This is a genomic window from Streptomyces sp. AN091965 (genome assembly GCF_022698285.1).
Taxonomy (GTDB): Bacteria; Actinomycetota; Actinomycetes; order Streptomycetales; family Streptomycetaceae; genus Streptomyces.
In genome coordinates this window covers 8,762,572-8,776,905 of record NZ_JALDMY010000001.1, presented here as the reverse complement: position 1 = coordinate 8,776,905, position 14,334 = coordinate 8,762,572, and the positions used below count along the sequence as shown (strand labels likewise).

Annotated in this window: 1 protein-coding gene; it reads right to left on the bottom strand. The window is 69.9% G+C overall.

Annotation, left to right across the window (positions count from 1 at the left end; translation table 11 throughout):
* Positions 1–21 precede the first annotated feature (21 nt).
* Positions 22–14,313: a type I polyketide synthase gene (locus MQV74_RS36260; protein ID WP_242727541.1), complete on the bottom strand. Its 14,292-nt coding sequence runs from the start codon at positions 14,311–14,313 to the stop codon at positions 22–24.
* Positions 14,314–14,334: the final 21 nt, after the last annotated feature.

The window sequence follows — 14,334 nt, the reverse complement described above, 5'->3', positions numbered from 1 at the left end:
CTGCACCTCGGCGCTCACGTTTTAGCTGAGCTCGTTCTCGATGAAATCGAAGAGATCGTCGTCGGACGCCCCGTCAAGCCGTTGCGTAATGCTCTCAGCGTCCTTCGCTCCGCCCTCGTCGCCATTCAGTCTGGCGAGGAGTACTTGGAGTCGGGCCGCGATGGCCATTCGCTCGGCATTGTCCGGCTCAGCCGTGGAAAGTGATGCCTCGAGTTTTTCCAGATCCGCGATCAGCGGAGTGGCAGATACCCCTTCGTCGGGCAGGACGCCCGCTCCTACATGCTCTGCCAGAGCCTTTGCGTTGGGGTAGTCGAAGACCAGTGTGGTTGGCAGCCGCAGCCCGGTTTCCGAGTTCAGCCGGTTTCGGAATTCTACCGCCGTGAGCGAGTCGAATCCCAATTCCTTGAAGGCTCGGTCGGGTTCCACGCCTTCCATGCCGGAGAACCCGAGAACCGCCGCCGCGTGACCGCGCACCAGGTCGAGCACAGCGCGCTGCCGCTCGCCCGGCGCCAGCGCGAGGAGCCTTTCCCTCAGGCGCGATCCGCCCTCGGCACCGCTCTCCTCTGCGGCACGGGCCTGCTCCAGGGCCGATACGACCTCGGGCAGTTCACCGAGGAGCGGACTGGGCCGCCCGATCGTGAACGCGGGCGCGAACCGCTCCCAGTCCACATCGGCGACCGTCACCACACCCTCGTCACCAGCGATCGCCCCCTGCAACGCCGCAAGAGCCAGACCCGGCGCCATCGCGGGCAGACCACGACGGGCCAACTGATCGCCACCGTCACCGGCCGCCATACCGCCTTCCGCCCACGGCCCCCAGGCCACAGCCGTACCAGCAAGACCCCGACCCCGACGGTCCTCCACCAACGCATCCAGATAGGCGTTGGCCGCACCATAAGCAGCCTGACCACCACTGCCCCACACACCCGCGATCGAAGAGAACACCACGAACGCGTCCAGCTCACGATCACCCAGCAACGCGTCCAGATGCCCGGCACCCGTCGCCTTGCCCGAGATCACCGACGCCGCATCCGCCAGCCCCATCCCCGCAAGCTCCGCCGCCTGCTCCACACCCGCCGCGTGGAAGACAGCCCTCAGCGGAAGTTCCTCCGGAACCGCCTCCAGCACACCGGCCAGCGCCTCCCGGTCAGTCACATCGCACGCTGCCACCGTCACCCCGGCACCCAACGCCACCAGCTCATCGCGCAACGCCTCAGCGCCCGGCGCCTCCAGGCCCCGGCGGCTGGTCAACACCACATGCTCGGCACCCTGTCCGACAACCCAGCGGGCCACCCGGCCACCCAGCGCACCCGTACCACCGGTCACCAGTACCGTGCCACGCACCCGCCATGTCGTCGCGTCGGCGACGGGCGCGGCCGACCGGGTCAGACGGCGTGCGAACACACCGGAGCCACGCACCGCGACCTGGTCCTCGGCAGCCTCACCGGCCCCGCCGGACAGCACGCCCACCAGCCGCGCGACCGCACGCTCATCCAGCACCTCGGGCAGATCGACCAGACCACCCCACAGCGCCGAGTGCTCCAGCCCCACCACTCGGCCCAAACCCCACACCTGCGACTGCGCGGTGCTCGCGAGCCGATCCGAACGCCCCACCGAGACGGCACCCCGCGACACACACCACAACAGGCCCTCGGCGTCCACCTCGGCCAACGCCTGTACCAACGTCAACGTCGAAGCGAAACCAGCAGACAGCTCCGGATGTCCCGGGCACGACCCCTCATCCAGAGCGAGCAGCGACACCACGCCACCCACCTCCGGCGCAGCAGCGAGGACTTCACGCAACCGCCCGCTCAGCACCCCGGCATCGAGGTCCCCCTCACCCACCACCAGGGACACCACATCGGCACCATGGCGCTCAAGCCCCGAAACAACCCCCGCCACCAGCTCGTCCCCGGCACACGACCCCGGAACCACCACCAGCCACATTCCCGACAACGACCCACCGGCCACATCCCCAACCGGCTTCCACGACACCCGATAACGCCAACCATCGATCGTGGATTGCTGGCGGCTGCTCCGGTGATATGCGGACAGCGCGGGCATGACCGTACTCAGCGGTGCGTTGCCATCGACGTCGAGCGCCTGGGCGAGCGCTTCGAGATCCTCGCGCTCGACCGCTTCCCAGAATCGCGCGTCCACCGAGTCTGCGGCCGTCGAACCGGAATTCCGGCCGCCGCCGGACGCGGATACCTCAGGCCAGAACCGTTCACGCTGAAACGCGTACGTGGGCAGCTCCACCTGGCCGGCACCATGTCCGGCGAATATCGATTCCCAGCCCACCGTGGCACCGTGTGCATGCAGTTCGGCAAGCGCCGTCATCAGAGCCCCTGCTTCGGGTCGCTCTTTACGCAGCACCGGGACCAGAACCGTCGCCGAGGTGTCCTCGGCGTTTTCCGCGAGGCAATCCTGTGTCATGGCGGTGAGCACACCGTCCGGACCAACTTCCAAGAACCTTGTCACGCCCAACGCCTTAAGCGAACGAACCCCATCCGCGAACCGAACCGCCTCACGCACATGCCGGACCCAGTAATCCGGAGAACACATCTCCCCCTCCGAGACCAGCCCACCAGTGACATTGGACACCAGCGCCATGGTCGGCGGTTCAAGAGAGACCTCACGGACCACTCGGCCGAACTCGTCCAACATACTGTCCATGAGGTAAGAGTGAAACGCATGTGAGACCCGCAAACACCTAGTCTTCCTCCCCTTCGCCGTCCAGGTGTCCGCCACCTGCTGGACCGCTTGCGTGTGCCCGGCGATCACCACGGCCGTCGGTCCGTTGACCGCCGCGATGCTCACCTCGGCCTCACGACCGGCCAGCGAAGCCGCGATCTCCTCCTCCGACGCCTGGACGGCCACCATCGCGCCGCCTTCAGGCAGCGCCTGCATCAACCGGCCACGCGCAGCGATCAGCGTGCACGCGTCCTCCAACGAGAACACCCCCGCCACATGGGCCGCGGCGATCTCACCCACCGAGTGGCCGATGAGCACATCCGGGGTGACACCCCAGTGCTCAAGCAGCCGGAACAACGCCACCTCGACGGCGAACAACGCGGGCTGCGTGAACGCCGTCCGGTCCAGCAGCTCGGCGTCCGCGCTGCCTTCCGCCGCGAACATCACGTCCTTCAGCGGACGCTCAAGCAGCACATCCAGATGCGCGCACACCTCGTCCAGCGCACGGGCGAACACCGGGAACGCCTCGTACAACTCCCGGCCCATACCCAGGCGTTGCGCACCCTGACCGGTGAACAGGAACGCCGTCTTACCGCCCGACACCGCCTGCCCCTGGACCACACCGGAAGCGATTCCGCTCCCGGCCACGGCCTCAAGACCACGTAGAAGGGCTTCCCGGTCCTCGCCGACCAGCACGGCACGGTGCTCGAACACCGACCTGGCCGCCAGCGAATACCCCACATCCAGCACACCGAGGTCGCCCCGGGCCGCCACATGCGCGGCGAGCCGCCCGGCCTGCGCCCGCAACGCCTCCTGGCTCTTGGCCGAGACCAGCCACGGCACCACTGCCGACGACCCGACGGTCGCGGAAGCGGAAACCGGAGCGGAAGCGGGAGCCACGGCGTCCGAAGCCGCGGGCTGCCCGGCCTCCGGCGCCTGCTCGATGATGGTGTGGGCGTTGGTCCCGCTCAGCCCGAACGAGGAGATGCCCGCCCGGCGCGGACGGCCGGTTTCCGGCCATGCGGTGGCCTCGGTCAGCGGACGCACCTCACCCGCCGACCAGTCCACCTCCCGCGACGGCTCGTCCAGGTGAAGGATCTTCGGCAACACGCCCTCGCGCATCGCCATCACCATTTTGATGATTCCCGCGACACCGGCGGCGGCCTGTGTGTGCCCGATGTTCGACTTGATGGCACCCAGCCACAGCGGCTGCTCCTCGGACCTCCCCTGGCCGTAGGTGGCCAGCAGCGCCTGCGCCTCGATCGGGTCACCCAGCGTCGTACCCGTACCGTGCGCCTCGACCGCGTCCACCTCGGTGGCCGACAGTCCCGCACTGGCCAGCGCCTGACGGATCACCCGCTGCTGGGACGGACCGTTGGGCGCCGTAAGACCATTGCTGGCACCGTCCTGGTTGATCGCGCTGCCCCGGACCACCGCCAGGACCGGGTGGCCGTTCTTCCGCGCGTCCGACAGCCGCTCCACCAGCAGCAGTCCCACACCCTCGGACCAGCCCGTGCCGTCCGCGGCGTCGGCGAACGGCTTGCAGCGGCCGTCGGGGGCCAGGCCACGCTGGCGGCTGAACTCCACAAAGGCGCCGGGTGTCGACATGACCGACACACCACCGGCAAGGGCCAGGTCACATTCGCCCTGCCGCAGCGCCTGCACGGCCATGTGGAGCGCCACCAGCGACGACGAACACGCCGTGTCGACCGTCACCGCGGGCCCTTCGAGACCGAAGGTGTAGGAGATGCGCCCGGACACCACGCTGGCCGCGCTGCCCGTGCCCAAGTGGCCTTCGAGGTCGCCCTGGGAGTCCACCCACAATCCGGCGTAGTCCTGGCCGTTCGTCCCGACGAACACACCCGCCCGGGCGCCCCTCAGCGACTCGGGAGCGATACCGGCACGCTCGAACGCCTCCCACGAGGTCTCAAGGAGCAGCCGCTGCTGCGGGTCCATGGCCAGCGCCTCACGCGGGGAGATCCCGAAGAACCTGGCGTCGAATTGCGGGGCGCCGTAAAGGAAGCCGCCCTCGCGGGCGTAGGACGTGCCGAGCCGCTCGGGGTCGGGGTCGTACAGCCCGTCGAGGTCCCAACCGCGGTCGGCGGGGAATGCGGAGATGGCGTCGGAGCCTTCGGCCACCAGCCGCCACAGGTCCTCCGGTGTGTGGACGTCTCCGGGGAAGTGGCAGCTCATCGCCACGATCGCGATGGGGTCGTGGTCCACGGCCACCGCGTTCGGCTGGGCGCTGTCGAGGGCCGGCCGGGCCGTGCCGAACGCCTCGGCGTCCAGGTAGTCGGCCAGTTCGGCGGCGGTCGGGTAGTCGAAGACGAGCGTCGCCGGGAGGCGCAGGCCGGTCGCGAGATCCAGCCGGTTGCGCAGCTCGACCGCCGTGAGGGAGTCGAACCCGAGGTCGCGGAAGGCGCGGCCGGGCTCGATCGAGTCCGCGGAGGTGTGGCCGAGCACCGAGGCCGCTTGGCCGCGGACCAGCTCCAGCACGGCCTCGTTGCGTTCGGCCGCCGACAGTCCGGCGAGCTTCCCGGCGAAGGTGGCCGCCTCCGTACCGGTGCCGCCGTCGTCCGTGGCCAGGTGCTTGTGCGCCTCGGGGATGCCGCTGACGAGAGTGCCGCCACGCGCGGCGGCCAGTGACGGGGCCAGGCGCTCCCAGTCGACGTCCGCGACGACGAGCGACGCCTCCTCTTGGCCGACGGCCCAGCTCAGCGCGTCCACCGCCAGCGCAGGGGCCATCGCGGACACCGCGCCACCGCGTACCCGCTCCCCGGCGCGACCGCTCGCGGCCATACCGGATTCGGCCCACGGTCCCCAGGCCACCGCCGTACCGGCAAGCCCGGCACCACGGCGCTCCACGGCCAGCGCGTCCAGATACGCGTTCGCCGCCGCGTAGGCACCCTGTCCGGCGCCGCCCACCACACCGGCGAACGACGAGAACAGCACAAACGCGTCCAGTTCCAGGTCGGCCGTCAGCTCATTCAGCAGCCGCGCGCCCTCCGCCTTCGCCCGCAGTACCCCGGCGAGCTGATCGACGGTCAGGCCGTCCAGGACGCCGTCATCCAACACACCGGCCGCGTGCACCACGCCACGCAGCGGGAAGCGCTCGGGAATCCCTGCCAGCACCTCGACCAGCGCATCCCGATCGGAGGCGTCACAGGCCACCACCGACACGGCGGCGCCGAGTCCTTCCAGCTCCGCCCTCAGCTCGGAGGCTCCCTCCGCCGCGAGCCCACGACGGCTGGTCAGCACCACGTGTTCGGCACCCTCACGCACCGCCCAGCGCGCCACATGCGCGCCCAGCGCTCCCGTACCGCCGGTGATCAGCACCGAGCCGCTCGGCCGCCATGCCTCGCCGCCCGTCGACGCCGTACGCACGAGCCGCCGGCCGAACACACCGGAGCCCCGGATCGCCGTCTCGTCCTCGCCGCCGTCCGCGGACAGCACTCCGGCCAGCCGCGACACGGCGCGCTCGTCCAGCGTCTCGGGCAGATCGACGAGCCCGCCCCAACTCTGCGGATGCTCCAACGCCGCCACCCGGCCGAGACCCCACACCTGCGCCTGCGCGGTGCTCGCGAGCCGGTCGGAACGACCCACCGACACCGCGCCCCGCGAGGCACACCACAGCCGAAGGCCCACGTCCAACGCGGCCGCGGCCTGCACCAGCCGCAGAGTCAGCGCGAGTCCGGCAGCGACCACCGGCTCCGCGGCACACCGCTCCTCGTCCAGCGCGAGCAACGACAACACGCTCGCGTCGGACTCATCGCCGAGCGCACCGAGCAGCATCTCGGCGAGCCCATCGCGGTCCATGTCGCCGTCGACCGACACCGGTACGACGCGAGCGCCGTGCTTCTCCAGCCCCTGCGCGATCGTGACGGTGAGCTCGCTGTCCGCGAGCCCGGCGGGTACCGCCAGCAGCCAGGTGCCCGACAGCGACCCCGCTGCCTCCTGGACCGGCTTCCAGGAGACTCGATAACGCCAGCTGTCGACCGTGGCCCGGTCGCGCTGCTGACGGCGGTAGGAGGACAGTGCGGGCAGCAACTCGCCCAGCGAACCGCTCCCGTCGACGTCCAGCGCCTCCGCCAGTGTCTCCAGATCCTCGCGCTCCACCGCGTCCCAGAACCGCGCGTCCACACCATCCACGGCGGCGGAGCCGCTCGACGCCTCCGCGCGGTCCTCCAGCCAGTACCGCTCACGCTGGAAGGCGTACGTCGGCAGCTCGACCGTCCGCGCACCGCGCCCGGCGAAGACCTGCTCCCAGCCCACCTCGGCACCGTGCACGTGGAGTTCGGCCAGCGCCGTCGTCAGCGCCTGAACCTCCGGGCGGTCCTTGCGCAGAACGGGTGCCACGGCCGAGGCCGCTGCCTCGTCCCGCGTCAGGCAGTCCCGCGCCATCGCGGACAGCACACCGTCCGGGCCGACCTCTACGAACCGGGTCACGCCCAGCTTCTCCAGCGCCCGTATCCCGTCCAGGAAGCGGACGGCCTCCCGGACATGGCGCACCCAGTACTCCGCCGAGCACACCTCGTCGGCACCGGCCGGACCACCCGTCACGTTGGAGACCAGAGTGGTGGTCGGTGGGGCGAACGACAGCCCCTCCACGACCTTGCGGAAGTCGTCCAGCATGGCGTCCATGCGCGGCGAGTGGAAGGCGTGGCTGACCCGCAGGCGGCTCGTCTTGCGCCCCTGCTCCGACCACTGACCGGCGATCTCCAGCACCGGCGCCTCATCACCCGCGATCACCACGGCCGTCGGACCGTTGACCGCAGCGACACTCACCTCGGCCTCACGACCGGCCAGCGATCCGGAGACCTCCTCCTCCGACGCCTGGACAGCCACCATCGCGCCGCCCTCCGGCAGCGCCTGCATCAACCGGCCACGCGCAGCCACCAACGTGCACGCGTCCTGAAGCGAGAACACCCCCGCCACATGCGCGGCAGCGATCTCACCGATGGAGTGACCGATGAGCACATCCGGCCTGACACCCCAGTGCTCAAGCAGCCGGAACAGCGCCACCTCGACGGCGAACAGCGCGGGCTGCGTGAACGCCGTCCGGTCCAGCAGCTCGGCGTCCGCGCTGCCTTCCGCCGCGAACATCACGTCCTTCAGCGGACGGTCAAGGAGCACATCCAGATGGGCGCACACCTCGTCCAAAGCCTGGGCGAACACCGGGAACGCCTCGTACAACTCCCGGCCCATACCCAGGCGCTGCGCGCCCTGACCCGAGAACAAGAACGCCGTCACACCCGACGCGTTCACCATGCCCTGGACCGTTCCGGGAGCCACTTCGCCGGTCGCGACAGCCTCGACGCCGCGCAACAACTCCGCGCGGTCGGCACCCGTGACCACCGCGCGGTGTTCATGCACCGCGCGGGTCGTCACCAGCGAGTGGCCCACATCCAGCGCGCTCAGCTCGGCACGCTCGACCAGATACGACCGCAGCCGCTCGGCCTGTGCGCGCAGAGCCTCCGCGCTCCGGGCGGAAAGCGTCCAGGGCACGATGCCGTGATCCTCGGCCGGGGCGGCCGGGACGATCTCCGTCTCGTCATCCGCCGCCGGGGCCTGCTCGATGATCGTGTGGGCGTTCGTCCCGCTCACACCGAACGAGGAGATACCCGCCCTGCGCGCACGGCCTGTCTCCGGCCACGTGATGGCCTCCGTCAGCAGCCGCACCTCACCCGCCGACCAGTCCACCTCCCGCGACGGCTCATCCACATGCAGCGTCCGCGGCAGTACGCCGTGCCGCATCGCCATCACCATCTTGATGATTCCGCCCACACCGGCGGCGGCCTGCGTGTGACCGAGGTTCGACTTCAGCGAGCCCAGCCACAGCGGCAGGTCCTCCGGCCGGTCCTGCCCGTACGTGGCCAGCAGCGCCTGCGCCTCGATCGGGTCACCCAGCGTCGTACCCGTACCGTGCGCCTCGACCGCGTCCACCTCGGCGGCGGACAGTCCGGCGCTGGCGAGCGCCTGCCGGATCACCCGCTGCTGGGACGGCCCGTTGGGCGCCGTAAGGCCATTGGAGGCACCGTCCTGGTTGACCGCCGAGCCCCGTACGATCGCCAGCACCTGGTGGCCGTTGCGCCGGGCGTCGGACAGCCGCTCCACGAGCAGCATGCCCACACCCTCGGACCAGCCCGTACCGTCCGCGGCGTCCGCGAACGGCTTGCACCGGCCGTCGGGGGCCAGCCCACGCTGACGGCTGAACTCCACGAACGCACCCGGCGTGGCCATCACCGTCACACCACCGGCCAGAGCCATGTCGCACTCGCCCTGACGCAGCGCCTGCGCGGCCAGATGCAACGCCACCAGCGACGACGAACACGCCGTGTCCACCGTCACCGCGGGCCCCTCAAGACCCAGCGTGTACGAGATACGACCGGACACGACCGAGGTCGCGTTGCCGGTCAGGATCTGTCCTTCGAGCTCCCCGGCCGCACTGTCGTGCCCGACTCCGTAGCCCGAGGTCGCGGCTCCGACGAACACGCCGATCTGGTTGCCGCGTACGGAGGTGGGAGCGATACCGGCCCGCTCGAACGTCTCCCAGGACGTCTCAAGCAGCAGCCGCTGCTGCGGATCCATGGCGAGCGCCTCACGCGGCGAGATCCCGAAGAAGCCCGCGTCGAACTCGCCCCCGTTGTGCAGGAATCCACCTTCGCGGGCGTAGAACGTGCCCAGGCGCTCGGGATCCGGGTCATACATCCCATCCACGTCCCATCCACGGTTGGACGGGAAGTCGGAGATGGCGTCACCACCAGCGGCCACGAGCCGCCACAGGTCCTCGGGGCTTCCGACGCCGCCCGGGAAGCGGCAGCTCATCCCGACGATCGCGATCGGGTCGTCATCGACCGGAGCCACCGCCGACGCCACAGCCACCGCCTCCCGCGTACCCAGCACCTCGGCACGCAGATGACCGGCCAGCACCACAGAACTCGGATAGTCGAACACCAACGTGGCCGGCAACACCAACCCCGTCTCCGCGTTCAACCGGTTACGGAACTCCACCGCCGTAAGCGAATCAAAACCCAGCTCCTTGAACGCCCGCCCCGGCTCAACCACCTCCGCACCCGCGAAACCAAGCACCGAAGCAGCATGAGCACGCACCAGGTCGAGCAGAGTCCGGTCGATCTCGGCCTCGGTCAGCCCTGCCAGACGCTCCCGCATACCCGTCGAAGTGTCGCCTGCCTGGCCGGACGCGCTCGCGGTGTCGAGTGCCCTCCGAACCTCGGGCAGGTCAGCGAGGAACGGGCTCGGCCGCTCCAGAGTGAACAAGGGGGCGAACCGCTCCCAGTCCACATCGGCGACCGTCACCACACCCTCATCACCCGCGATCGCCCCCTGCAACGCGGCGAGGGCCAGCGTCGGAGGAATGACCGCCAGGCCACGACGGACAAGCTCCCCTTCCATCCCCTCCGAAGTGGCCATACCGCCTTCCGCCCACGGCCCCCAGGCCACAGCCGTACCAGCAAGACCCCGACCCCGACGGTCCTCCACCAACGCATCCAGATAAGCGTTGGCCGCACCATAAGCAGCCTGACCACCACTGCCCCACACACCCGCGATCGAAGAGAACACCACGAACGCGTCCAGCTCACGATCACCCAGCAACGCGTCCAGATGCCCGGCACCCGTCGCCTTGCCCGAGATCACCGACGCCGCATCCGCCAGCCCCATCCCCGCAAGCTCCGCCGCCTGCTCCACACCCGCCGCGTGGAAGACAGCCCTCAGCGGAAGTTCCTCCGGAACCGCCTCCAGCACCGCCGCCAACTGCTCACGATCGGCCACATCACACGCCACCACCGTCACCCGGGCGCCCAGCGCTTCGAGTTCCGCACACAGCTCCGGCGCGCCGGGCGCCTCAAGACCCCGACGACTGGTCAACACCACATGCTCGGCACCCTGTCCGACAACCCAGCGGGCCACCCGGCCACCCAGCGCACCCGTACCACCGGTCACCAGTACCGTGCCACGCACCCGCCATGTCGTCGCGTCGGCGACGGGCGCGGCCGACCGGGTCAGACGGCGTGCGAACACACCGGAGCCACGCACCGCGACCTGGTCCTCGGCAGCCTCACCGGCCCCGCCGGACAGCACACCCACCAGCCGCGCGACCGCACGCTCATCCAGCACCTCGGGCAGATCGACCAGACCACCCCAGGTCCGGGCATGCTCCAGCGCGGCCACCCGGCCCAGCCCCCACAGCATGGCCTGCGCCGGACGGCTGAGCCGCTCGGAACGGCCCACCGACACCGCACCTCGGGACACACACCACAGCAAGCTCTCGGCGTCCACCTCGACCAACGCCTGCACCAACGTCAACGTCGAAGCAAAACCAGCAGACAGCTCCGGGTGTCCCGGGCACGACCCCTCATCCAGAGCGAGCAGCGACAACACGCCGCCCCACTCCGGTGCAGCCGTGAGGGCTTCACGCAGCCGCCCGCTCAGCACCCCGGCATCGAGGTCCCCCTCACCCACCACCAGGGACACCACATCGGCACCATGGCGCCGAAGCCCGGCGACGGCCTCCGCCACCCACTCGTCCCCGGCACCGGACGCCGGAACCACCACCAACCACGTCCCCGACAACGACCCACCGGCCACGTCCGAGACGGGCTTCCACGCCACGCGGTAGCGCCAACTGTCAATGGTCGACTGGTCACGACTGCTGCGCCGGTACGCCGAAAGCGCGGGCAGAACCGCGCCCAGCGTCGCCTCGTCATCGAAGTCGAGCGTCTTGGCCAGCGAAGCGAGATCCTCGCGCTCCACGGCCTGCCAGAACCACGCGTCCACCTCGTCCCGGATGCCGACATCGACACCGGGTCCGTCGGCGGACTTCTCGATCCAGTAGCGCTGACGCTGGAACGGGTATGTCGGCAGGTCGACCCTGCGAACTTCGAGACCGTGGAACGCCGGCCGCCAGTCGACGACGGAGCCATGAACATGCAGCCGGGCCAGCGCCGTGGTCAGGGCGACGGCCTCCGAGCGGTCCTTGCGCAGCACCGGCACGACCACGGGCGCCGAGCCGGACTCGGCCCGTTCCGCCAGGCAGTCCTGCGCCATCGCCGAGAGCACACCGTCGGGGCCCACCTCAAGGAAGGTGGTCACGCCCTGCGCGTCGAGCGTCCGCACGCCGTCCGCGAACCGCACCGCCTCCCGGACATGGCGCACCCAGTACTCCGGCGAACACACCTCCGCGTCCGCCACCTTGCCGGTGACGTTGGAGACGAGATCGATGGAGGGCGAGGCGAACGACAGGGCTTCCACGACACGGCGGAAGTCGTCCAGCATCGCGTCCATGCGCGGCGAGTGGAAGGCATGGCTGACCCGCAGCCGACGGGTCTTACGGCCCTCCTGCTCCCACTGCCCGGCGATCTCCAGTACGACGGCCTCGTCACCGGCGATGACCACGGCCGTCGGACCGTTGACCGCCGCGATGCTCACCTCGGCCTCACGACCGGCGAGCGACCCGGAGACCTCCTCCTCCGACGCCTGCACCGCCACCATCGCGCCGCCCTCCGGCAGCGCCTGCATCAACCGGCCACGCGCAGCGATCAGCGTGCACGCGTCCTCCAACGAGAACACCCCCGCCACATGGGCCGCGGCGATCTCACCCACCGAGTGGCCGATGAGCACGTCCGGGGTGACACCCCAGTGCTCAAGCAGCCGGAACAACGCCACCTCGACGGCGAACAGCGCAGGCTGCGTGAATGCCGTCCGGTCCAGCAGCTCGGCGTCCGTGCTGCCTTCCGCCGCGAACATCACGTCCTTCAGCGGACGGTCCAAGCCGACGTCCAGGTGCGCGCACACCTCGTCCAGAGCCTGGGCGAACACCGGGAAGGCGTCGTACAACTCCCGCCCCATGCCCAGGCGTTGCGCACCCTGACCGGTGAACAGGAACGCGAGGGTGTCCTCGATCCGTGCCACACCCTGGACGACCTGAGCCGCGTTCTCGCCGTTGGCCAGAGCCTCCAGATCGCGGAGGAGACCCTCACGATCCTCGGCGACCACAGCCGCGCGGTGCTCGAAAACCGAACGAGTCGTGGCCAGGGAAAAGGCCATATCGGCCGGAGACAACTCCGGATGCGCACTCATGTGGGCATGGAGCTGGCTCGCCTGGGCGCTGAGCCCCTCCGCGCTCCTACCGGACAGCAGCCACGGCAGGGCGGCGGGCTGCTTCGCCGCGTCGGCCTGGGAGGCGGTCGCCTCCTGTTGTTCATCGAGGTCGGCCTCCGGCGCCTGCTCGATGATGGTGTGGGCGTTGGTCCCGCTCAGCCCGAACGAGGAGATGCCCGCCCGGCGCGGCTGCCCGGTCTCGGGCCACTCGGTCGCCTCCGTCAGGAGCCGCACCTCGCCCGCCGACCAGTCCACCTGTCGCGACGGCTCGTCCACATGCAGGATCTTCGGCAGGACGCCGTGCCGCATGGCCATCACCATCTTGATGATTCCCGCGACACCGGCGGCGGCCTGCGTGTGCCCGATGTTCGACTTGATGGCACCCAGCCACAGCGGCTGCTCCTCGGACCTCCCCTGGCCGTAGGTGGCCAGCAGCGCCTGCGCCTCGATCGGGTCACCCAGCGTCGTACCCGTGCCGTGCGCCTCGACCGCGTCCACCTCGGTGGCCGACAGTCCCGCACTGGCCAGTGCCTGGCGGATCACCCGCTGCTGGGAAGGACCGTTGGGCGCCGTAAGACCATTGCTTGCGCCGTCCTGGTTGACCGCCGAACCACGCACGATCGCCAGCACCGGGTGGCCGTTCTTCCGCGCGTCCGACAGCCGCTCCACCAGCAGCAGTCCCACACCCTCGGACCACCCCGTGCCATCCGCGGCGTCCGCGAACGGCTTGCACCGGCCATCGACCGCCAGCCCACGCTGACGGCTGAACTCGATGAACGAACCGGGCGACGACATGACCGACACACCACCGGCAAGGGCCAGGTCACACTCGCCCTGACGCAGCGCCTGCACCGCGAGATGCAGTGCGACGAGCGACGACGAACACGCCGTGTCCACCGTCACCGCGGGCCCCTCAAGACCGAAGGTGTAGGAGATGCGCCCGGACACCACGCTGGCCGCACTGCCCGTCAGATAGCCCTCGAGTTCGCCTCCCACCTCATAGAGATGGGTCGCGTAGTCCAGGCCACTCGTGCCGACGAAGACCCCCACCGGCCTGCTGCGCAGGGACACGGGGTCGATGCCGGTCCGCTCGAACGCCTCCCACGAGGCTTCCAGCAGCAGCCTCTGCTGCGGATCGGTCGCCAGCGCCTCGCGCGGAGACATCCCGAAGAACTGCGGGTCGAACTCGTCGGCGTCGTAGAGGAAGCCGCCCTCACGGGTGTAGCTCGTCCCCGGGTTGTCCGGGTCGGGGTGGTACAGCGTCTCGTTCTGCCAACCGCGATCGGTCGGGAACTCGGAGATGGCATCGACGCCATCCGCGACGAGTTGCCAGAGTTGCTCGGGGGTGCGCACGCCCCCGGGGAAGCGACAGCTCATACCGACGATGGCGATGGGCTCTTTCGAGGCCTCGACCAGACGCTGGTTCTGTAGCTTGAGGCGGTCGTTTTCCCGCAGAGAAGCGCGCAGCGCTTCGACAACTCTTTCGGAGGACGTAGCCATCAGTAGCTCCACACTTCCAAC

Excerpts from the sequence above, each read along its gene's own strand:
- MQV74_RS36260 (WP_242727541.1), bottom strand. The coding sequence starts at position 14,313 with ATGGCTACGTCCTCCGAAAGAGTTGTCGAAGCGCTGCGCGCTTCTCTG.